The sequence below is a fragment of the Marinibium conchae genome, assembly GCF_015595035.1.
Taxonomy (GTDB): domain Bacteria; phylum Pseudomonadota; class Gammaproteobacteria; order Enterobacterales; family Alteromonadaceae; genus Glaciecola.
On sequence record NZ_JADNRN010000003.1, the window covers coordinates 85,485 to 108,342 of the forward strand.

Consider the following 22,858-nt stretch of genomic DNA (forward strand, 5'->3'; position numbering starts at 1 on the left):
GTATGTTGCTCTGGTATTACTACTCAGCTAATGCTGCGTCGGTTTTGTCGGCTATACCACTCCAGTTACCTTCAGCAGTGTTAATAAAGCCATCTACGTCGGTAAGCCAGCGCTGTTGAACGTTGGTATTTAGGTTCAAATACAATTTGTCGTCGACAATTTTGAAAGCCAATGGATCAGTATCAAATTTACGATTCATGGTAACACCGAAAGCACAGAAGCCACCATATTGCGGAGCATACTTAGCAGGGTTAGCTTTAAATGCGTCGCGATTGACTTCACTTGAAAATTTATAAATGGCATTTTTATAAGTAGCAGTGTAGTCATTGCTACCTTTTACCGGAGCGCCTGGTGTGAAATACGACACAGTGTCATAGCCTTGAATAGCGACGTCATTTGCGTCTGCATTATGGTCAACATCAGCGGCAAAGCTGAATGCACTGAAAGCGATAGAAGTAGCGAAAATACCTGTCTTTACTAAAGTAGAAAATCTCATTTTTTATTCCTCGTATATAATCTTGTGTTGTTTTTGTTTGAAGTACGGAGAATAAGATAGGCTTTCAACAGATTTAATTGCACCACATAAACCTAATTATGAGTCATTTCGTCCAAAAATGTGATTTATTTCTTTTTTATGCACAAATCTAAACACTTTCTTGGTCGTAGTATTTGTATAGTACAAAAAACAGTGTATTGAAAAGACCAAGATACAAATACTAAGACATTGTAAAAACCACACATTACTTAACTTACTCCAAGAGGAAATAATGAATATGAGAGCAATAAAAGCAATTCTTTCGGTAGCGCTTCTCGGCGCTGCATTATTAGTAACATCTGCTTTTGCAAAGGATATTTCGGCTGACGAATTTTTAAAAATAGACAAGACTGAGCGCATATTACTCGACGTACGCACCCCCAAAGAATATGCCGATGGCCATATTCCAACAGCAATGAACATTCCGGTAGGGGATTTAGAAGATATGTTTTCTAAGTTAAGCGACAAGGATCAGCAAATTGTGGTGTACTGTCGTTCTGGTTTCCGAGCAGGGCGCGCTATTGATTTTTTAAAAGAGCAAGGCTATACAAACCTAGTACACCTCGATGGCGACTTTGGTGAATGGGAAAAACAAGGTAGGGAAATTGTTAAGCCCGAATAAGTTTTCGAAGAGCAATGCAGTCAAAGAGAGCGCAATAGCGCTCTTTTTTGTTTATTCACACTCGGTCTTACCTTGTTTAAAACAGGCACTAAACCTATTGGCTTGTGCAATACGTTCCTCTGTTTTTGGATGTGATGACAAGTAATCCAACATTGTTTCTTCTTTTTTTACGCTTAGCTCACGGCCATCATCGAGTTCAAACTCTGCAGCTTCTTCAACATCTTCTTCAGCATCAGCATCGTCAGTAGATTGCTTCACCAAAGTACCCATTTTTTTCTCACTAACAAATGTAGTCATCTTATCCATGATACTTGAGAAAGAAGCGGGATCTATTCCTAATGCCAACATTTGAGTAAAGGCATAATGGTCTGATTCCGTTTCATGTTTACGAGAGTAGTGACTACTCATCAACAGTGAGCCTAAACCGAGGCCCATATCAGCGAAAGCACTTGCATCGCCAGCAACCAGAGTAACAACGGTGGCCACAATTGTACCTTGAATGAGCATTTTTAAACCGTGACGATGAGTCACATGACCAATCTCGTGTAACAATACTGCATCAATTTCGGCCTGTGTCGTCGCCAGTTCAACAAACTTATCAGTAAGTATGATTTGACCAGAGGGTAAGGCTAAGGCATTCGGAATTTGAATACCCTTTTCTTCATCGCCCCAAGCTCTAAAATAGATTTCATATTTAACCTCGCTGTCGGCTTCAATCACTTCCTCAACGAGTAGGTGGAAACGTTGCGTTATTTCTGCTTTACGCTCTTCGTCAAGCAAGCTCTCGTCAAAAACGTAGGAGTCGAGAAAGTCAAACGAACCGCCAGATATCATCTCGTTAACGCTATGAGGAAGGGAGTTGGCGATTGCATAACTCACTCCCGGAATTCCCCAACGGATAAAGGCAACACTGAAGACCACAGTGACACAAAGCGCCACAACTACCCATCGCATTTTAGATTCTATGGCGTGTATAAAAGAACTACTGCCGTTTAGACCTTTTTGCTGTTTTACAATAGTATCAATAGCATCGTTGTCTGAAGTCGCAAAGACTGTACCATCTGCAAGGGTTATTTTGCGTTCAACCGTGCCAATTCGACTACTAATTGAGACCGATCCAATATCTGCCGAGTGATTAGTGCCTGCAGCGCTAGAAATAGTGTAGCTACCTTCCTCATAGTACAAACTGGCTTCCGCACTCGCAGCGCTGTCTTTTTGATATAGTCGGCCATCAATCTTCATCATTTTATCAACCTTATAAAGTAATACCTATATCAACGTCAAAGGCATCACCAATTTGCTCACCCAGTGAACTTTGCTCTTGCTGCTTTATGCTCACAAATTCGGAGAGGTCGACGTCGGCTGCGACAAGTGTATTATTCGCATAGTAACGAGCCAGTCTTACCTTAACCCATGGTGTTCCGAGCCCCAATGTGAATATCACGATAAGTAGGTTTGTGAACATAAGCATTGCAAGTCCGCGAGCAGATAGGCTTGATTTAAAACGAATATTTCCGTCAAGTACGGTTTGCTCATATATGTAATTTCTAACCCTTGCCGTTAAATAAGCAGCAATCAGCAAACCAATGCCAATAAATACTATGTAGACTGGGATAATGAAAGAAGTCAGTAAGCTTGAATTCTCAAATAGACCCTCTCGAGGTCCTCTAGACCACCGCTAGCAAACAGCGTCCCTGCGCCAATCATCACAGGAATAACAACAGCCATAAGTATACCTATCGTAAAAAATATCGAGATGGCTAAAAAGAATGTTTTTAGAAATATCTTTACGAATGTGCCGGTTTCAACAGAAGTAGTAAATGACGTATTGCCAAATTTTCTATTATTGAGGAGGTATTCGGTATTTTTTTTGCGTTTGAAGGCAAACGCGAACACGGCAAGCAAAGCTAAGGCAACGGATAGTACAAATGATAAGACCACGGCCAAGGCTGGGCTATGCACAAACATCGTGCTAGCTAATAAACCCGGGACTAAAATTGCAGCGTACATTGCTATAAAAGCGACTATCAGTAAAGCTAAGAAATTGATGTAAGCATCACCTAAGCCGCCCGTAAAACTAAAACGAACATTCGCGTAGCTGCTCATTTTTAGATTAAACTGCAAGCTCTTCCAAACTATCCAAGGAAAGCCCACAAAAAAAGTAAGAAGTAATACCACCGTAAGAAGAGGTGAAAACTGCTGAACGACTATATAAGCAATCAGCAATACAACTGAAATGAGATACCCAACGAATAGTTGTCGACCTGTGGCGTGATATTCAAAGTTGTGGTTGCCTACCTGAGTGTTTGCATAAAAGTAACGATTATTTCGTACTTTTGCCCACGGGTAATATAACGACAAAGTGACGATGGTAAGTAAAATATTCACTATCCATATCTTAAAATATTCAAATCCGCTTCCATTAAATTTTACTGCTTGCATTACTTCATCCTTTCATTTTCAAATATTGTCTAGTCGACTTTTTCTTCTTTGCTACCCAAGTGATAGGCATGTACCAATGCTATAAACCATATAGCAATTAGGCAATAATATGCCGTTCTAACATAGGGCGGGCGTTCGGTAAAAATACAAACAAGATGTTGCGCAATAATGCTTAACTCAGGTTGAATTTCTCCCAACACAATTTTCTCACTTAGCGCCTGGGTGGCACTAAATACGTAAGACATTACAATGAGAAGGGCTAACACGGAGAGTACGGAAAAAGTGGCTGCTAAAACACGACGACCTAATAGCCAGTGACCTGCACCTGGCAGGAAGACACATGATAACAATGCAGCTTTGACAGATAGTTTCATATAATCTTGAGTCCCTTCAATTTCATTATACTAACATGATAATTTTTAGGTGACTATTTCTTGATCATGCATTTCCGACAACCATTGAAAGGTTGACGGAAATAATGCAAGTGGCGGCGTTAACCGTAATTGATAAATGATACTAACAATACTTATTTATGGTATTGCGCGCTGTATTTGTGCACTGCGTCAACAAATACGCCAGCATTTTCTGGTGGTACATCAAGGTGAATACCGTGACCTAAATTAAACACATGCCCCTCACCTTCACCAAAGCCGGCTAGAATGTCTTGTACTTCTTGCTCAATTCTTGGAGCCGGTGCATACAAAATGGATGGGTCCATATTCCCCTGCAAGGCTACTTTATTACCTATTCGTGCTTTCGCATCAGCGATGTCGATTGTCCAGTCCAAACCAACGGCATCACATCCGGTTGCAGCGATAGACTCAAGCCACATACCTGCGTTCTTTGTGAATAGGGTAACAGGGACCTTCTGGCCTTCATACTCTCGGGTAAGCCCTGCAACAATTTTTTCCATGTATTGTAGTGAGAAAAGCTTATAGTCACGAGGACTCAACACACCACCCCAAGTATCGAAGATCATTACTGATTGCGCGCCGGCTGCTATTTGCGCATTCAAATATAAAATAACTGAGTCGGCCAGTTTATCTAACAATGCGTGCAGAATCGCAGGCTCTGCGAAGGCCATTTTCTTGATTTTAGTAAAAGCTTTACTTGAGCCGCCTTCAATCATGTAGGTAGCAAGTGTCCATGGGCTTCCAGAGAAACCAATCAAAGGTACTTCGCCCTTCAGGTTTTTACGAATAGTTCGCACAGCATCCATTACGTACTTGAGTTCCATTTCTGGATCGGGAACAGGCAGATTATCAACACCTGCCTTATCAGTAATTGGGTGCTTAAATTTAGGCCCCTCACCTGTTTCAAAATACAGTCCCAAACCCATGGCGTCGGGGATCGTTAAAATATCAGAGAACAAAATAGCGGCATCGAGAGGAAAACGGCGAAGGGGTTGCAATGTCACTTCACAAGCCAACTCTGGGTTGGTGCATAACGCCATGAAGTCACCCGCTTCGGCGCGAGTAGCTTTGTATTCAGGTAGATAACGCCCAGCCTGACGCATCATCCAAACTGGGGTGACATCAACAGGTTGCTTCAATAAGGCTCTTAAATATCTGTCGTTCTTCAATGGGGTCATGCGTTACTCTTCTCCAAAAATATATTGATAGCAAGAACAAATCTCCTTGCTGTTTCGGCTATTGTACCTTATCTCTTAGCATTCTTTTTTGAGTTTCCTCAATTAATCGACCAGCAATGGAAAATTTTGGTGGCACGATCGGCAATTTATCGATATCAAACCAATGTGCTTCTAATATTTCTTTACCATCGACAACGATGTCCCCGCTTTCGTACTCCGCAATAAAACCGACCATCAATGAATGCGGGAAAGGCCATGGTTGACTGTTAAAATACTCAATATTTTTTATACTAATACCCACCTCTTCAAATACTTCACGATGAACAGCCTCCTCGAGGGTTTCTCCACTCTCTACAAAACCTGCCAATATAGAAAAGAAGCCAGCTTCTTTTTGTCGAGGTCCCTGCGCTAAGATTATTTGGTTTTGCTTTCGGATAGCCACAATAATACAAGGTGATATTCGCGGGTAGCTTCGATGCTGGCAGGTATGACAATGCATAGCCATTTCCCAACTGACGCGATCCATACGCGAACCGCAACGACCGCAGAACTGATGAGTACGCAAAAATACGGTATATTGCCAGGCTTGGGCAAGGTGTTGAAAATCTTGCCGCGGCATCGTCATTACCGCCTCGCGAAGGCTCACTGAGCGGACAGATTCATGCGACAGTTCTTCTTTTTGAGTATCCACTAAATGGTGCTCAATGCTGCCCTCTATTTTTACCGATGTTGCCTGCTCAGCATAGGAACTAAATACATCTATTGATAACGATTCCAGTACCTTTACACCTAATTTCAAATCAGCATCAACCGGCACAAGTAGGCGGTCATTGGAAAATACAAAATAACGCTTTTTTTCAATCATTACTTACCTCAATATAAAGTAAATCGCATTAGGTCATGACACTTCCGCAGCAATATATGACGCTAAGTAACTCCTAATAAGGCCATTAAAACTGACAAAAAGCAAACCTTTGATATTGTTCAATCGTCTTGCAGTGTTATACTGCTTGCTACAAGCTTCATGAGCCGTATTCACCGTAAATTCGAGAGGAAATAGCGTTGACTTTATCTAAGCAAAACCAAGCAGTGATGGTGCAAGCAAAGGCTTTTTGTGAATCAAAAGGCGCACGCTTAACTCCATTACGAGAGCGTGTTTACGAAATACTGCTTAGCAAAGACTCTGCTATCGGTGCCTATGATCTTCTCGATGAATTACGAAAAACAGAGGACAATGCCAAACCCCCAACAGTTTACAGAGCATTAGACTTCTTTCTGGATTTAGGCCTAGCTCATAAAGTTGAGTCAACTAACGCCTTTATGGCTTGTCACCACTTTGGTTGCAGTCATCCTGTGCAATTTCTAATTTGTGACACCTGTGGTGACGTTCAAGAAATTCAATCAGCAGGCGTTAAAGAGACATTGGAGGCGCAAGCTATTGAGAACAACTTTGCAATCGTTCGCCAAACTATAGAGGCGCATGGCGTTTGTCAAAAATGCCAATAAAGGTAGAAAAGATGGCAAGTAATTTACAAGGCAACCGAGTACAACATGAAAGTTGAATTTGTGAATCCTTTTATTATTTCATTAAAAAACGTGATCAAAACGATGGCGACCATCGAACTTGACGTTGAAAAACCTAAACGTAAAACCAATGACATTTCTTATGGTGACGTTAGCGGGATTATTGGCATGGTTGGGCCCCAAGTTAAAGGCAGTATGGCTATAACCTTCGATAAAGACTTGGCCTTTAACATTATGAAAAATATGTTGGGTGATGCCGCTTCAACGATAGATGAAGAAGTGCGTGATATGGTTGGTGAAATGACAAATATGATCTGCGGCGGTGCAAAAACGGCCTTGTTTGATCAAGGCTACGAATTCGAAATGGCCGTCCCGGTTATCGTTTCTGGCGCAAATCATTCTATCCAACATAAAGTCAATGGCCCTAAAATCATCCTCACCTTCAGTAGCGATTATGGAAGCGCTTACCTCGAAATCTGCTTTGAAGCATAGAAAAAACGCTTACAAACGCTAAAATCCCGTTAAAATTATCTAAATTCCGCCAATTTTCTGACTTTATATTGGAATTCGCCAGAAAAGTGAGCGATAATTAATCACAGTAACACTCAAAATAAATTGGATAAAAGGAAGTCATAAATGAAACGCTCAATGTTCATCTCTGCAATAGCACTTGCGGTAGCATCAGCAAATATTCATGCGCAAGAATCAGCACCTTACGAAAACTGGGTAGGTGGTTTTGTACAGCATTATGGTGCTGATTCAGAAAAACCAGAGCCAATGGGATACCTCGACGATGGCAGTACTTTCGGTGCTGAGTTAGGTTTCCGCTTTGACCCTCAGTGGGCGGTTCGTTTTGAACTTTCTCGTATTTTCCTTGATATGCAAGGACCAAATCGCCCAGGTAACGGTGACGATGGTACGATGCTTGGCGCTGACCTAATGTTCTTTATGGAAGATGACGCTGCCTACTTATTCAGTGGTCTACGTGAACAGTCTATCCGAGAAAGCTACCGCATGCTTAGCTACGGTATTGGTAAGCACTGGGAAGCAACCGAAAAGGTTCGTGTGATTACGGAGCTTGCAGGTTATCGTGACTTTGGTCAAGGCTACAACGAATACAGTGTAAAACTTGGTCTAGCTTATATATTTGGTGATACCAACACTACACCAGTGCGCAAAGATACTGACAACGATGGCGTATACGATGCAGTAGATCGTTGCCCATCAACACCAGTCGGTGTTCAAGTTGATGCAACCGGTTGTAACATTGATACCGATGCTGACGGCGTTCTTAATACTGCTGACCAATGTCCTAACACACCAGCTGGAACTAAAGTTGGCGTGAACGGCTGTGCAATCAAAGATGCTGACAACGATGGTGTTTTAGATGCTAATGACTCTTGCCCTAACACTGCAGCTGGCACAGTTGTTAATGCTAAAGGCTGTGCAGTAAATCTTGATAAAGATGCTGACGGCGTTTTAGATAGCAAAGACAAGTGTTTAGATACGCCAATGACTGATAAAGTTGATAGCGAAGGTTGTAGCGTATTGGTTGAAAAAGAAGTGTCAATTGCGCTAGACGTATTGTTTGGTAATAACAGTAGTGAAATCGAAAACCCAGAATCTGCCAAGATTTTAGAGTTTGTAGACTTTATGAAACGCTATGGTAACACCAACGCAGTTATTGAAGGTCACACTTCTGCGGTAGGCAGAGCTGCATATAATGAAGCTTTATCACAAAAACGCGCTGAGTCTGTAAGACAAATGTTTATCGACAAGTATGGCATTGAAGCGTCACGCCTTACTGCGGTAGGTTATGGTGAAACTCAATTGAAAGACACTTCAAACACTGCGGAAGCTCATCGCATAAACCGTCGTATCGAAGTTAAAGTTTCTACTAAAGTGAAAACAACTGCCACTCGTTAATATTTGCTAACTTTAACTAAAGTTGGATTAGCGATAGTGAGTCAAAAAGCACCTAAGGCGTAAGGCCTAGGTGCTTTTTTTATGCCAGAAATAGCAAAGGAAAGACAATGCAAATGATGAAAAAGCTAAGCTTGATGATACTCATATTTAGTGCAAACTTTACTGCCTACTCAAGCGTGATTGCAGTGGGTGGCAATGCAGTCTTTATGGGCACTGCGCCTAACGATGTCTCGACAAGCAATATTCAAAATTCGGCAATAATGGTTTTCAATGAAAACCAAAACATGCTCATTAACCAAAATATGGCTGTTGACTATGATTTGCTCGACCAGAGTACGCAACTATTTGGTTTTCCGACATCAATTAACCCATTAACTGGCACCTTGTTTCAAGGCCGCTATCACAGTCACCTAATAGTCTACAATCCACTCGTAGCAACTTCTTCTGGTAAAGCCAGTATTCGTTTTGACGAAACCGTTGTAGGGGTTTTCATCAGCTTGGGTGGCCTGAGCTTATCTGATTCTATTTTCAATTCTGTAACAAGCAGCTATGACAACGGCAACTCTGCTATTAGGCCTGGTGAAAGCAACGACCAATTTGACTTTTTCGCAAACACGTTGAACATTACGAATTTATTTGCAGACGCTACAAATATTGACCAGATAAGAGTGATAACCACTGCTGAGGATCAGTCTGTTCCGGTGAACTCTCCTGCCCTTTACCTCGTTGTTCTATTTGGTATGGCTGGCCTTTTCACACTCAGAAAGGCCCACGCTGGGGATTGTCGACAAAGTTAAGCATAAAACTTGAATTCATCCAAATAAAAGCCTATATTGTCGACAATAATTGACAAGATTCTACTATAATCAAACGGCCAAAATGATGAATTCACTCTCGGAACAAGCCATTACTGGCGCCGATAAAACCTTCTTTCAACTAAGAAATGACATTGTAGAAAGTAACATCCTCGCTGGCAGTAAATTAAGCGAAGTGGAATTGTCGACAAAATATTCGGTGAGTCGCGCTGTCGTGCGAGAAGCGATTAATCGTTTAGAAAGTTGCCACCTTGTCGAGCGCAAAGCTAATGTGGGTGCGAGGGTTGTGTCGCTCACAGCGCAAGGTTTGGTGCAGTTGTATCAAGTTCGTGAATCCTTAGAAGGTATGGCTGCAAGACTGGCTGCCAAGAACATGACTGACCATGAGATTCTCGATCTAAAAGACCTACTAAATAATCACTTTCGAGAAGTAGAGGGAACAGAAACTTACTACCAAGAAGCCGGTGATGTCGACTTCCACTATCGCATTATTTTAGGTAGTAAAAACGACCACCTCATCTCTTTGCTGGTGAACGGTATGTATCACCTCATTCGCATGTATCGTGTACAACTCGGCATGGTTGGCCCGCGTGTAAGCACCGCCTTTGAAGAACACAAAAATATTGTACAAGCCATCAGTAATCGAGATGAAGAGCTCGCAGAAATACTGATGCGCAGACACATCACTTATTCAATGAAAAATATTGAAAACAGACTAAAAAATCAATAACGAGGTAATTATGAGCCAAGCTAGCGCGGGAAAGAAGTTTCGTCGGGCCCTAAACAACAATAAGCCCCTACAAATTGTAGGTACAATTAATGCCTACTCGGCAATGATGGCGAAGAAAATTGGGCATCAGGCTATTTATCTGTCGGGCGGTGGCGTGGCGAATGCCAGCTACGGACTTCCTGATTTGGGTATGACCTCCCTAAACGATGTGTTAGTAGACGTGAACAGAATTACATCTGCCTGCGACCTTCCCTTAATGGTCGACATTGATACTGGCTGGGGCGGCGCATTCAATATTGCCAAAACCATTCGCGACATGGAAAAAGCAGGGGCTGCTGCTGTGCATATGGAAGACCAAGTTGCTCAAAAACGCTGTGGACATCGTCCTAATAAAGCCATTGTGAGTACTGAAGAAATGGTAGACCGTATAAAAGCTGCTGTTGATGCGCGAATTGATCCCGACTTTTTCATTATGGCTAGAACCGATGCTTTTGCTCAAGAAGGCTTAGAAGCAGCGATTGAACGGGCCAAGACTTATGTTGCGGCGGGTGCAGATGGTATTTTTGCTGAGGCGGTAAAAACCGAAGAGCACTATCGTGCATTTGCAAAAGCACTAGACGTACCTATTCTCGCCAATATTACGGAGTTTGGTCAAACTGAACTGTGGAACAAGGAACAATTAGGTGAATGGGGCGCAGCCATGGTGTTGTATCCATTAAGTGCGTTTAGAGCGATGAACAAAGCCGCCGAAATGGTCTACCAATCGATATTAGCAAACGGCGACCAAAAAGCTGTAGTTGATAGCATGCAAACGCGTATGGATCTGTATGACTATCTGGGCTATCACGACTACGAACAAAAACTTGATGCGCTATTCGCAGAAAAGAAAAATCTGTAAGGCATTAATCACAACAACACAATTTAAAACTCATCATTAAATGGCTAGCGACAGAAAACTAGCAGGAGCAAATTACAATGGCAAAAGTACTAAGTGGCGCAGGTTTACGCGGGCAAGTGGCAGGAAAAACCGCATTATCAACCGTTGGGCAATCTGGCTCAGGCTTAACCTATCGAGGTTATGATGTAAAAGATTTAGCAGAAAAATGTCAATTTGAAGAAGTCGCCTACCTTATTCTAAAAGGAAAACTACCGACTCAAACCGAGCTCGACGAATACAAAGCCTTGCTGAAGGGCATGCGCGACTTGCCGCAAGCACTCAAAGAAGTATTGGAGCGTATACCAGCCAATGCCCACCCAATGGATGTGCTACGCACTGGTTGCTCAATGCTGGGAAATCTCGAAATGGAAGACGATTTTTCTCAACAGGATAAAATCAGCGACAGGATGCTAGCGTGCTTCCCTAGCATAATTTGTTATTGGTATCGCTTTTCTCATGATGGCATAAGAGTTGACGTAGCAACCGACGATGACTCTATCGGCGCACACTTTTTACATATGCTACACGGCAAAAAACCAAACGAATTACATGAACAAGTCATGCACGTTTCACTTATCTTATATGCCGAGCACGAGTTTAACGCCTCGACCTTTACAGCCCGCGTATGTGCCTCAACATTATCCGATATGCACTCATGCATAACAGGTGCGATAGGCTCGTTAAGAGGCCCTCTTCATGGCGGTGCAAACGAAGCTGCCATGGAAATGATCGAAGGCTTCACTTCAGCCGAGCATGCTGAAGCAGAAATGATGGGCAAACTCGCACGTAAAGAAAAGATCATGGGCTTTGGTCATGCTATTTATTCTGAGTCAGATCCTCGTAACGAGATCATCAAAGCGTGGTCGGAGAAGCTAGCAAATGAAGTGGGCGATACGGTACTTTACCCTGTATCAGTGCGTTGCGAAGAGGTGATGAAACGCGAAAAAGGCTTATTTTGTAACGCTGATTTTTTCCATGCTTCAGCCTACAACTTCATGAATATACCGACCAAATTATTTACACCTATCTTCGTAATGTCACGTCTTACTGGTTGGGCAGCACATGTTATGGAGCAGCGAGCAGATAACCGAATTATCCGCCCGTCTGCAGATTACACTGGCGAAGCGCTTCGCCCTGTTCCCCTCATCAGCGAGCGATAAACTAGCACAGAAGAGTACGACTATGAATTATGAATACAGAAAGCCGCTGCCCGGCACTGCGCTAGACTTCTTCGATACTCGCGAAGCGGTAAATAATATAGCGCCGGGGGCCTATGAAAAGTTACCCTACACGTCGCGTGTATTGGCTGAAAATTTGGTTCGCAAATGTGCGCCTGAGAAGCTAAACGCCAGCTTGTCGCAAATTATCGAGGGCAAGCGTGATCTCGATTTTCCGTGGTATCCAGCACGGGTGGTTTGCCACGATATTTTAGGGCAGACCGCCTTAGTTGACTTAGCGGGTTTGCGAGATGCTATTGCGGCCAAAGGCGGCGATCCAGCACAAGTGAACCCGGTAGTGCCGACCCAGTTAGTTGTTGATCACTCGTTGGCAGTGGAACACGGCGGCTATGACAAAGATGCTTTTGCAAAAAATCGCGCAATAGAGGACCGTCGTAACGAAGACCGCTTCCATTTTATCAATTGGACCAAAAGCGCATTTAAGAATGTTGATGTGATTCCTCAGGGCAATGGTATTTTGCATCAGATAAACTTGGAACGCATGTCGCCGGTTGTGCAAACTCGTGATGGCGTCGCCTTTCCAGATACCTTGGTGGGAACTGATAGTCACACCCCCATGGTGGATGCACTAGGTGTTATTGCTATAGGCGTTGGTGGCTTAGAAGCCGAAAGTGTGATGCTTGGCCGAGCATCTTACATGCGCCTACCCGATATTATTGGCGTGGAAATGACGGGCAAACCTCAGCCTGGTATTACTGCTACTGACATCGTGCTAGCACTTACCGAATATTTGCGGGCACAAAAAGTAGTATCTTCCTATTTGGAATTTTATGGCGAGGGAACAAAACACCTTACCCTTGGCGATCGCGCTACCATTTCAAACATGACCCCAGAATACGGCGCCACCGCAGCCATGTTCTATATTGACCAGCAAACCATTGATTATCTTACATTGACAGGCCGCGAAGATGAGCAAGTAAAACTGGTTGAGCACTATGCCAAACACACTGGTTTGTGGGCTGACGACTTGGCAAATGCTGAATATGAAAGACGCCTAAGCTTTGATCTTTCTTCGGTTGGACGCAACATCGCAGGGCCTTCTAATCCACATAGCCGAGTTTCAACGGCTGATCTTGCGAGTAAAGGTATTAGTGGCGTTGTTGAAAATGAAGCAGGTAAAATGCCTGATGGCGCCGTTATCATCGCAGCGATTACTAGTTGCACGAACACAAGCAATCCACGTAATATGATTGCAGCAGGCTTAATTGCTCGCAATGCCAATAAACTCGGATTAGTGCGTAAACCTTGGGTGAAAAGTTCATTAGCACCTGGTTCGAAAGCCGTACAACTATATTTGGAAGAAGCGGGCTTGTTGCCTGAGCTGGAAAACCTCGGTTTTGGTATCGTTGCTTTTGCCTGTACTTCCTGTAACGGTATGAGCGGAGCACTCGACCCGCTGATAGAAAAAGAAATTAAAGAGCGTGAGCTTTATTCAACAGCAGTCTTGTCTGGTAACCGTAACTTTGACGGTCGTATTCACCCACACGCAAATCAAGCCTTTTTAGCAAGCCCTCCTTTGGTTGTTGCCTATGCGATTGCTGGCACTATTCGTTTCGACATAGAAAAGGATGTATTGGGCAGAGATGCTAAAGGCAACGAAATTCGTCTTAAGGATATCTGGCCTAGTGACGAAGAAATCGATGCGGTCGTAAAGCAAAGTGTGAAACCAGAACAGTTCCGCAAGGTCTACAATCCGATGTTCGACTTAAGCGTCGATTATGGTGCAGCAGACAAAGCACAAACACCGCCCTTATACGACTGGCGCGAAATGAGTACTTACATTCGCAGGCCACCCTACTGGGAAGGTGCTTTGGCTGGCGAACGCAGCATGAGCGGAATGAAGGCCTTGGCTGTACTCGGTGACAACATCACAACTGATCACCTATCACCCTCAAATGCGATTCAAATGAATAGTGCTGCAGGTGAATATTTACATAAAATGGGCTTACCCGAAGAAGACTTTAATTCCTACGCCACTCATCGCGGTGACCATCTCACCGCGCAACGCGCCACTTTTGCCAACCCTCGTTTAAAAAACGAAATGGCCATAGTAGATGGTGAGCTTCAAGAGGGTTCACTTGCGAGGCTAGAGCCAGAAGGGCAAGTAGTCAGAATGTGGGAAGCGATTGAAACCTATATGCAGCGTAAACAGCCATTAATAATCATAGCTGGTGCCGATTATGGACAAGGTTCATCACGTGATTGGGCTGCAAAGGGTGTTCGACTTGCAGGCGTTGAAGTGATTGCCGCAGAAGGATTTGAGCGCATACACCGAACTAACCTTATCGGAATGGGCGTGCTTCCACTTGAATTTGAAGCAGGTACTACGCGCAAAACACTAGCCATTGATGGCACAGAAGACTTTAGCATTGAAGGCGAACGTAGCCCTGGTGCAAAGCTTAACTTAGTGATTACTCGGAAAAACGCTGAAGTAGTAAAAGTACCGATGAAATGCCGCTTGGATACTGCAGAAGAAGTGTCAATATATGAGGCTGGCGGGGTATTGCAGCGGTTCGCTCAAGACTTCTTAGAAGCCACTGCGTAAGGATGAAGCGTGACTAAATCTCAAACAAAAATACAAACACGCGAGGCCGAGACAGTAGTTAAGCATGCTCCTCAAATGAAGATCGCTGCTACTTATATGCGCGGTGGCACAAGTAAGGGGGTGTTTTTTAAGGTAGATGATTTGCCCAAAAAAGCACAGGTTCCTGGAGAATACCGCGATGCTCTTTTGCTTCGCGTGATAGGTAGTCCGGATCCTTATGCTAAACATACAGATGGCATGGGTGGGGCGACATCAAGTACGAGTAAAACCGTTTTGCTTAGTAGAAGTCAGAAAGCAGACCATGACGTTGACTACCTGTTTGGCCAAGTCAGTATTGATAAACCTGTTATTGATTGGTCGGGTAATTGTGGGAACCTGACTGCTGCCGTTGGTTCGTTTGCGATTAGCAATGGCTTAGTTGATACCCAAAAGCTTCCTTCCGACGGCATTGCGAGCGTAAGAATATGGCAAGCTAATATCCAAAAAACCATTATTGCAAAAGTACCTATGTGTGATGGTGAAGTACAAGAAACCGGCGACTTTGAGCTTGACGGCGTGACTTTTCCGGCGGCCGAAGTCAAGGTTGAGTTTGTTGACCCAGCGGATGCTGATGGTGCCATGTTCCCAACTGGGAATCTGATAGATACTTTGGAAGTGCCAAATATTGGTAGCTTTAATGCCACTATGATCAATGCTGGCATTCCGACGATATTTTTAAACGCCGAGGAACTGGGATATAGCGGCTGTGAGCTGCAAGATGATATTAATGCCGACCAAGAAGCACTTACCAAATTTGAGACTATTCGAGCCTACGGCGCCGTAAAAATGGGCTTAATTAACGACATAGGTGAAGCGCTTGCGCGTCAACATACCCCTAAAGTTGCTTTTGTCGGAAAAGCCCAAAGCTATATATCTAGTAGTGGTAAAGAAATTTCAGCCAAAGACATTGACCTAAATGTGAGAGCACTTTCTATGGGTAAGCTTCACCATGCGATGATGGGCACTGCAGCAGTGGCGATTGGCACCGCTGCGGCAATACCGGGTACGCTCGTGAGTAATGCGGCAAATAGTTCCAGTAATCCCAACAAGGAGGATGCTAGCATCACTTTCGGCCACCCATCAGGAAGCTTGAAAGTAGGCGCGAAAGCCTCTCAAAATGGTGATACCACAAGTGACTGGCAAGTGAATACGGTGAGCATGAGTCGCAGTGCTAGGGTGTTAATGGAAGGCTTTGTACGCGTAAACTTTAGCGCTTGAAAGAAAAACTGCCCTAAATTGTTCTTATAGCTTACAGTAACTGTATAGATAATAAATTTAATACGATAAGGAAGTAGCAATGGCAGACCCAACATACACACCACCTAAAATATGGACATGGGATTCACAGAGCGGCGGTAAATTTGCCAACATCAATCGCCCAATTGCTGGGCCAACCTCAGAGAAAGACCTACCTGTTGGCAAACACCCGCTGCAACTTTATTCCTTAGCGACCCCCAATGGTGCAAAAGTCACCATCATGCTAGAGGAGCTCCTTGCTGCAGGTTTCAGCGAGGCAGAATACGATGCTTATCTGGTGAATATCATGGAAGGCGAGCAGTTTACAACGGGCTTTGTTAGCGCTAATCCAAATTCAAAAATACCAGCATTGGTCGATCACAGCACAGCCACGCCTACTCGCGTATTTGAGTCGGGATCGATATTACTTTATCTCGCCGATAAATTTGACGCCTTTTTATCGAAAGATCCCATACAGAGAGCTGAAACAATGTCTTGGCTATTTTGGCAGATGGGTTCTACACCAATGTTAGGCGGTGGCTTTGGTCACTTTTATGCTTATGCGCCAGAGAAGTATCAATACCCCATCGACCGCTATGCCATGGAAGTGAAGCGTCAAATGGACGTATTAGACCGCCAGTTGGCCGACAAGGAATTTATCAGTGGTGATGAATACACTATCGCCGATATGGCCATCTTCCCTTGGTATGGTGGTTTAGCGCTCGGTAAGTTGTATGAAGCGGGTGAATTCTTGCAAGTTGAAGAATATAAAAATGTACAACGTTGGACTAAGGCCATTGATGCACGCACGCCAGTGAAACGCGGTAAAATGGTAAACCGCACTTGGGGAGAGCCAAGCGGCCAGCTTCACGAGCGTCACGATGCAGCAGACTTTGACACCCAAACCGAAGACAAAAAGTAGCCACATAAAGCAGGGGTGTTGTTGCGATATAATAGCGAAGCTACGCTTGCAAAAACCTAGTTTCGACTAATATTCATCATCGAAGGCTGGGCCGGCATAGTTGTCAAAACGCGAGAATTGCCCCTGAAAGGTCAATCTGCTTGTACCTATCGGCCCGTTTCTTTGTTTTCCAATGATAATTTCAGCGATGCCTTTTAATTCCGAGGCCTCGTTATATACTTCGTCGCGATAGATGAACATTATTAAGTCGGCATCTTGCTCGATTGAACCTGATTCACGGAGATCGGAGTTTATAGGGCGTTTATCTGCTCGCTGCTCCAAGGTTCGATTCAATTGCGATAAGGCAACCACTGGCACTTCAAGCTCCTTAGCTAAGGCTTTGAGTGACCGTGAGATCTCTGCAATTTCTAGCGTGCGATTTTCACTTAAGGACGGCACTCGCATAAGTTGAAGATAATCGACCATTATCAATGATATACCGCCCTTGTCTCGCGCTATTTTTCTTGCTCTAGTTCTAAGCTCCATGGGTGTTAAGCCAGAGGAGTCATCGATAAATAGATTGTCTTTTTCCTTTAGGGTTTTAATCGTACCAGACATTCTTGCCCATTCTTCATCGTCAAGCTGAGCAGTACGTATGTTGGTTTGATTTACTCGACTCAAAGAAGCTAACATTCTCATCATTATCTGTTCAGCAGGCATCTCCAAACTAAACACAAGTACAGGTTTGTCTTGGAGCATCATCGCGTTTTCACACAAGTTCATCGCAAAGGTTGTTTTACCCATAGACGGACGAGCCGCAACAATGATTAAATCTGAACGCTGTAAGCCACTTGTTTTACTATCTAAGTCAGAATAACCAGTTGATACACCGGTAATTTCTTGGCCTTGTTTTACGAGTTCGTCGAGTCTGTTGACCGTCTTCGTTAAGACTGCGGTAACATCTTTAGGGCCTTCATTTTCGCCTGTTCGTTTTTCGGCGATCTCAAAAACCTTGGATTCAGCTAAATCAAGAATATCGGAACTGTCGCGCCCCTCTGGATTATAGCCAATATCCGCAATATCATGGGCAACGCCAATGAGTTCCCGCACTACCGCTCTTTCTCGGATGACGTTGGCATACGCAGATACATTGGCTGCGCTTGGCGTGTTTTTCGCTAGTTCAATCAGATATGCAAAGCCACCGGCTTCGTCAAGTAAACCACTTTGTGCAAGGGTATCCTTCACGGTAACTGTGTCGACTGATTGGTTGTTGCTCAGTAGTTTGATTATTGCTGAAAAAATAAGGCGATGAGAACGGTTGTAGAAATCATTTTCGACAACAATTTCCGCCACCTTGTCCCACGAGTCTGGGGCTATCATCATACTTCCAAGCACAGACTGTTCAGCTTCAATCGAATGAGGCGGAATCTTTAACTGTTCAACTTCATCATTTTGGCCGCCCTTTTTATTGCGACCAGACTGATTATAGCTATCTTGGTTGTAGTCTTGAAAATCCAAAGTGACTGTCTTTACGTGTTGAAAATTTGGCTCAGTATTATGCGTTAAAAATTATGTTTTGTCTGCGCAAAAAATGCGTTTAATAATAAATCAAGCCGAGTAGTGCGCCAGCAATGACAACTAACCAAGGTGGCAACTTCCAAACAGCCAAGGCCAGGTAGGCAAATAAAATTGCAATTATCTGCTTACTGCTGCCGTCGAGTGAGCCCAGTGCTGTGGTAATAATAGGATCGTAAAGCGCCGCAAGTAAAATACCTACCACACAAGCATTTATGCCAATGAGTGCAGACTTTATTCGCGTATTTGTACGCAGTATTTTCCAAAACGGTAAGGCTGCATAAACCATAAAAAATGAGGGTAAAAAAATACCGAGTAAGGCTAATAGTGCATTTTTTAGTTCCACTCCAAACAAAAAGGATGGATGTTGAGCATGTTCAGCGGGCAAGTTGCTCAAGGCACCTAAGTATGCAGAGAAAGTGAAAACTGGGCCAGGCATAGCTTGCGTTGCACCATAACCCACAAGAAACGCTTCTTTTTCGATCCACGCGCGCTGAACCGTCTCAACTTCAAGTAAAGGCAATACGACATGACCGCCACCAAACACCATGGCGCCAGTGCGAAAAAAGGCATCAAACAAGGCGATCCCACTATCTGGGTATAAGTGAGCTAAAAGAGCTAAGGTAATCAAACTAACAACGAACACAGAAAGCCACACAAAGCCACTTTTGCGTCCTTTTGATATATGATCAAACAAGCTCGACGAAGGATGCTGAGCATCTGAATTAGACTCGCTTTTAAACAGCACAAGACCGACTAAGGCTGAGCACGCTATCAAAACAATAGGTAGCCATATCAGGTTGAAGTAAAGCAAACTGACAGCACTTACAACGGCAATCGTTTTATGTAATTTGCTAATGAGAATAGCCCGAGACATGCCCCATAGGGCTTGAACAACGACGGCAACAGTAACGGCTTTGAGACCTAACAATAAACCTGTCGGCACCGACGAGCCTAGAGAACTATAACTAAGGGCTAAAATCACTAAAATAATGGCTGAAGGCAGAGTAAATGCAGTCCACGCCAGCACTGACCCTAAATAGCCTCCACGCAAATAACCAATCGCAAGCCCTACTTGGCTGCTAGCGGGGCCGGGTAAAAACTGACATAACGCGACCAACTCAGTATAGTCTTCTTCGCTTAGCCACTTTTTCGCTTCAACAAACTCTGCGCGAAAGAAAGCCAAATGAGCCACTGGGCCACCAAACGCAGTAAACCCTAACTTCAAAAAGCTCAAAAATATGTGAAGAGGGCCAACAGTCATTTACTGCGCGACTCCTTAAGCAAAATCTCCTCGATCGTTATACCACTATCATCCAGAGCGGCCGACATCATTGCATAAGGTTTGCCATGGTTCACATCCACTTGTACAAAATGATCACTCAAGTCCTTCAAACGAATTCCATACTGGCCACCGGCCATAGCGACAAAGTCGGTAAAGTCTCTTTTTTTGGGCTTTGCAAAAACACACATAAATTGTTCAAAGTTGGCGTGCTGTTTACCTTGATGCAAACTAAAACGGTGTGAAGGTTTGGTTTTGACTGGGTCAAGAGATGCTACCAGCTGCACTCGAATGTTTAAGGCAGGTAAGCTTTGCATAGCAATATCTTTTACTACCGTGCCACCTCGGCTATGACCCACAAGATGTATACGGATATTGGGCCTGCTTTTGCGTTCATTAACGATGTCGTCGATGATTGCTTTTTTCTCTAAGTATCCAAAATATTTGGTAACCGAATGAGGCCCTTTTTTTGCGTCGAACTCGGCTTTCACTAGCCCCATTAAGTGAGTAGGGCCCCATCTGATAAAACCAAAGCGCTCTCTGGTTTTATCGGCCCCCCCTCCAACAAAATAGATAATATTCGACATCGAATCCAACTCTTAACGGTAGGTCGCATATTGCTTAAGTTAAACCTCAACACAAGCTGCGAGTAAACAATGCCGATACTTTAATACCCTCTAGTTAAAATTCAATGACTATTTACTTTGTGGTCAACTTCACTCTGCCATTGACGGTCGACACATCAACCGATGCAGTTGGATTTTGCGTGCTAAACTCAAGCCAGCGTCTGGGGCCATACTTTGCTTTTTGTTGTTTGTCATCGCTGATTGTATTCTTAATTGAACCTCCTGCGTGGGCCTCGATATCAAATCTAGCACCTACTCCTTTTTGGAAGCTCAAGTCGATACTGCCGCCTACTGACGTCACATCAACGCTAGCATCTTTTGCCAGTATCATTTCAACATCGACAGAGCCATTAACCGTATTTAGTTCAACTTCATCTACCTCTTGCAATACTAATTCAATACTGCCGTTGACTGTTTCAGCACTCACTTCACTGCTATTGCTCTCAATAGAAATATCGCCATTAACAGTGCTCAGTGCCAATTCATCACTTTTTGGCTGCTTCGATAGCTGAGTTGCATTAATGTCGCCATTCACCGTTTCAATTGCCAAGTCACCATCTAGGTTATTGGCTTTAATATCACCATTGACCGACTCCAAACGAATTTTTTGAAAAAGGTCCTTTACATCTATATCGCCATTTACCACTTCGATATCCGTACCGCCAAGAATGTTGCTCATCGCAATTTCGGCGTTTACCGAGGTGTAACTAACACGACTTCCCCGTGGAACAAAAATTGTGAGAGTATCGCCATCGTCCTTCCCCCAATTCCCCCAAGAATTTTTCTTCTTTGTCTCAACAATTATTTGTATAGACGAGCCGTTACGTTCAAATCTAAAGTCTTCAGTATTGTCACCAAGTTCGCCCTTAACTGAAACTTGCTCTTTATCCCAGCCCGTAATTACGGCCGTCCCATTTACATGCTCAATTTCTACGCTGCCTTTTGGGTCAGCAGACATCTGCTCATCAACGCTTTGTTTAGCAAGCAATGCTGTGCTTGATACGCTCAGCACAATGCCAACAAAGGCAACTTTTATAGTGTTAACGATTACATTTTTCATATTTATATCCTCAGTCTATTCTGTTTTAGGAATTCAAAATCAGTGCTATTGCTATATTTGATTCCAAGCTGGCTGATGCACACGTTCAATCAACTGCATTTGTTGTTCATAAACATGCTTCAGCATTTTTAGTAGGGCGGTATTATTTGGGTCTTCTTGCAAAGCCTTTTTAATTGCTAATGCCGCTTGGTCTAACTCATCTAATTGTTGTTGCCAGTTTGTGGTGGACGCAGGGCTATCTTTAAAGCTCACCAGCAATGACTGCTTTTGCATTTGATGTTGTTCAGATAGGGCTGCGACCAATGACTCCCCCTGCATCGACTTTCCGCTCTCAAAAGCTATCCAAGTTGTACACACAACAATAAATAGGCTAGCTGCAATCGCAAAGCTAGGTTTGCGAATAAAGTTTGGTGTTGATCTCGTTAGCCCTATGCTTTCTTTATGCTGTTGGGCTTTATCTTCCTGAACAACCGCCTGCACTATAGCTTGCTCGATACCCGTCCATAGGTCGCGCTCTGGCATTCGATTTCGAGCATGTTTGTGTTGATTGCCCTGAACGTTGTCGATACTCAACTCTTTAATCATGTCATTGAGTTTCTTCGGGTTTTGATCACTGCTCACCAATCCACTCCTGTATCAATTTTTTTGCTCTATGAAATTGTGCTTTGCTACTACCAACAGCCATACCCAAGGTACTGGCAATTTCCTCATGCCGATAACCTTCTATTGCATGAAGTACAAACACCCATCGCGCCCTCTCAGGCAATCTGTAAATATATTTTTCTAAGTCGGTCTCGGCTATTGAGGCATCCGCACTAAATTGATCCGCGTCACTGCTGTCGATATTCATCATTTTTTGCCACCATCCGCGTTGTTTTCGAATATACGAAATAGTGACATTGGTGGTGACACTGTGCAGCCAAGTACTGAATTTACTGTTTCCGTCAAAATTAGAAATCTTACGCCAAAGCTGAATAAATACCTCTTGGGCCGCATCTTCAGCCATGGCCTTATCAGCACACAAGCGTAGACAGAGGCCATAAACCATAGGCAAATGCATATTATATATTTGCTTAAACGCGGCTTTATCCTGCTTTTTGGCAGCCGCAATAAGACGTAACTCATGAGCAGCTAGCTCATCAGCTTCGGTTTTACTTCCTTTTACGAGACTTAATTCAGCTGGCATGTCATCCGTCTATGTTTGTTATTCAATACTTAAGTCGCAGTGCGATAT

24 protein-coding genes are annotated in these 22,858 nt (G+C 43.6%); 11 read left to right on the forward strand and 13 right to left on the reverse strand.

The features are described 5' to 3' along the window. Nucleotides 1-19: 19 nt before the first annotated feature. Complete coding sequence (locus ISG33_RS11980) at nt 20-496, reverse strand: YHS domain-containing (seleno)protein (protein ID WP_195733867.1); 477 nt, start codon at nt 494-496, stop codon at nt 20-22. A gap of 277 nt (nt 497-773) precedes the next feature. Here ISG33_RS11980 and ISG33_RS11985 point away from each other — a divergent pair, with 277 nt between their 5' ends. Continuing rightward, nucleotides 774-1,157, forward strand: coding sequence for a rhodanese-like domain-containing protein (locus tag ISG33_RS11985; RefSeq protein WP_195733868.1), 384 nt, complete (start codon nt 774-776; stop codon nt 1,155-1,157). A gap of 51 nt (nt 1,158-1,208) precedes the next feature. Here ISG33_RS11985 and ISG33_RS11990 read toward each other — a convergent pair whose 3' ends face one another. The 6 genes from ISG33_RS11990 to nudC form a co-directional block, all read right to left on the reverse strand. Further along, entirely contained in the window at nt 1,209-2,402 is a 1,194-nt protein-coding gene (locus ISG33_RS11990) for a M48 family metallopeptidase (protein ID WP_195733869.1), read from the reverse strand. Between the two features lie 10 nt (nt 2,403-2,412). Beyond that, complete coding sequence (locus tag ISG33_RS17175) at nt 2,413-2,787, reverse strand: DUF898 family protein (protein WP_195734389.1); 375 nt, start codon at nt 2,785-2,787, stop codon at nt 2,413-2,415. Then, on the reverse strand, nt 2,784-3,599 hold the full coding sequence (locus ISG33_RS12000; RefSeq protein WP_195733870.1) for a YjgN family protein: 816 nt from the start codon (nt 3,597-3,599) through the stop codon (nt 2,784-2,786). Before ISG33_RS12000 ends, ISG33_RS17175 begins: the two co-directional genes overlap by 4 nt. A 29-nt stretch (nt 3,600-3,628) precedes the next feature. Continuing rightward, nucleotides 3,629-3,973: a hypothetical protein gene (locus tag ISG33_RS12005; RefSeq protein WP_195733871.1), complete on the reverse strand. Its 345-nt coding sequence runs from the start codon at nt 3,971-3,973 to the stop codon at nt 3,629-3,631. A 152-nt stretch (nt 3,974-4,125) separates the two neighbouring features. Next, entirely contained in the window at nt 4,126-5,190 is a 1,065-nt protein-coding gene (hemE, locus tag ISG33_RS12010; protein WP_195733872.1) for a uroporphyrinogen decarboxylase, read from the reverse strand. Between the two features lie 58 nt (nt 5,191-5,248). Beyond that, on the reverse strand, nt 5,249-6,055 hold the full coding sequence (nudC, locus tag ISG33_RS12015) for an NAD(+) diphosphatase (protein WP_195733873.1): 807 nt from the start codon (nt 6,053-6,055) through the stop codon (nt 5,249-5,251). 227 nt (nt 6,056-6,282) lie between these two features. Between nudC and ISG33_RS12020 the strand changes: the two genes are divergently transcribed. The 10 genes from ISG33_RS12020 (at nt 6,283) to yghU (ending at nt 17,102) form a co-directional block, all read left to right on the forward strand. Further along, the gene (locus ISG33_RS12020; RefSeq protein ID WP_195734390.1) at nt 6,283-6,696 is read left to right on the forward strand and encodes a transcriptional repressor; all 414 of its coding nucleotides are present in this window, start codon (nt 6,283-6,285) and stop codon (nt 6,694-6,696) included. Between the two features lie 45 nt (nt 6,697-6,741). Continuing rightward, entirely contained in the window at nt 6,742-7,206 is a 465-nt protein-coding gene (locus ISG33_RS12025; RefSeq protein WP_195733874.1) for a chemotaxis protein CheX, read from the forward strand. A 144-nt stretch (nt 7,207-7,350) separates the two neighbouring features. Further along, nucleotides 7,351-8,640 (forward strand): OmpA family protein, encoded by a 1,290-nt coding sequence (locus ISG33_RS12030; RefSeq protein WP_195733875.1) that lies wholly within the window; start codon nt 7,351-7,353, stop codon nt 8,638-8,640. Between the two features lie 107 nt (nt 8,641-8,747). Further along, on the forward strand, nt 8,748-9,437 hold the full coding sequence (locus ISG33_RS12035; protein ID WP_195733876.1) for a hypothetical protein: 690 nt from the start codon (nt 8,748-8,750) through the stop codon (nt 9,435-9,437). An 85-nt stretch (nt 9,438-9,522) separates the two neighbouring features. Beyond that, nucleotides 9,523-10,185, forward strand: coding sequence for a GntR family transcriptional regulator (locus ISG33_RS12040; RefSeq protein WP_195734391.1), 663 nt, complete (start codon nt 9,523-9,525; stop codon nt 10,183-10,185). 10 nt (nt 10,186-10,195) lie between these two features. Continuing rightward, nucleotides 10,196-11,083: a methylisocitrate lyase gene (gene prpB / locus ISG33_RS12045; protein ID WP_195733877.1), complete on the forward strand. Its 888-nt coding sequence runs from the start codon at nt 10,196-10,198 to the stop codon at nt 11,081-11,083. A 77-nt stretch (nt 11,084-11,160) separates the two neighbouring features. Beyond that, complete coding sequence (prpC, locus tag ISG33_RS12050; RefSeq protein ID WP_195733878.1) at nt 11,161-12,282, forward strand: bifunctional 2-methylcitrate synthase/citrate synthase; 1,122 nt, start codon at nt 11,161-11,163, stop codon at nt 12,280-12,282. Between the two features lie 22 nt (nt 12,283-12,304). Beyond that, nucleotides 12,305-14,905 carry a Fe/S-dependent 2-methylisocitrate dehydratase AcnD gene (gene acnD / locus ISG33_RS12055; RefSeq protein ID WP_195734392.1) on the forward strand — a complete coding sequence of 867 codons (2,601 nt, stop codon included), beginning with the start codon at nt 12,305-12,307 and terminating at the stop codon, nt 14,903-14,905. A 75-nt stretch (nt 14,906-14,980) separates the two neighbouring features. Further along, nucleotides 14,981-16,162: a 2-methylaconitate cis-trans isomerase PrpF gene (prpF, locus tag ISG33_RS12060; protein ID WP_195734393.1), complete on the forward strand. Its 1,182-nt coding sequence runs from the start codon at nt 14,981-14,983 to the stop codon at nt 16,160-16,162. A gap of 79 nt (nt 16,163-16,241) precedes the next feature. Beyond that, complete coding sequence (gene yghU / locus ISG33_RS12065) at nt 16,242-17,102, forward strand: glutathione-dependent disulfide-bond oxidoreductase (protein WP_195733879.1); 861 nt, start codon at nt 16,242-16,244, stop codon at nt 17,100-17,102. 66 nt (nt 17,103-17,168) lie between these two features. Here the strand turns inward: yghU and dnaB are convergent, their stop codons facing one another. From dnaB to ISG33_RS12095, 6 genes are all read right to left on the reverse strand, one after another. Beyond that, nucleotides 17,169-18,509 (reverse strand): replicative DNA helicase, encoded by a 1,341-nt coding sequence (gene dnaB / locus ISG33_RS12070; protein WP_195734394.1) that lies wholly within the window; start codon nt 18,507-18,509, stop codon nt 17,169-17,171. Between the two features lie 169 nt (nt 18,510-18,678). Continuing rightward, nucleotides 18,679-19,920 (reverse strand): chromate efflux transporter, encoded by a 1,242-nt coding sequence (gene chrA, locus ISG33_RS12075; RefSeq protein WP_195733880.1) that lies wholly within the window; start codon nt 19,918-19,920, stop codon nt 18,679-18,681. Then, nucleotides 19,917-20,525 (reverse strand): hypothetical protein, encoded by a 609-nt coding sequence (locus ISG33_RS12080; protein WP_195733881.1) that lies wholly within the window; start codon nt 20,523-20,525, stop codon nt 19,917-19,919. Before ISG33_RS12080 ends, chrA begins: the two co-directional genes overlap by 4 nt. 112 nt (nt 20,526-20,637) lie before the next feature. Then, nucleotides 20,638-21,624 (reverse strand): DUF4097 family beta strand repeat-containing protein, encoded by a 987-nt coding sequence (locus ISG33_RS12085; RefSeq protein ID WP_195733882.1) that lies wholly within the window; start codon nt 21,622-21,624, stop codon nt 20,638-20,640. Nucleotides 21,625-21,675: 51 nt separating this feature from the next. Further along, complete coding sequence (locus ISG33_RS12090; RefSeq protein WP_229333571.1) at nt 21,676-22,245, reverse strand: hypothetical protein; 570 nt, start codon at nt 22,243-22,245, stop codon at nt 21,676-21,678. Continuing rightward, nucleotides 22,235-22,810 (reverse strand): RNA polymerase sigma factor, encoded by a 576-nt coding sequence (locus ISG33_RS12095; RefSeq protein WP_195733883.1) that lies wholly within the window; start codon nt 22,808-22,810, stop codon nt 22,235-22,237. The genes ISG33_RS12090 and ISG33_RS12095 overlap by 11 nt, the downstream gene beginning before the upstream one ends. Nucleotides 22,811-22,858 lie beyond the last annotated feature (48 nt).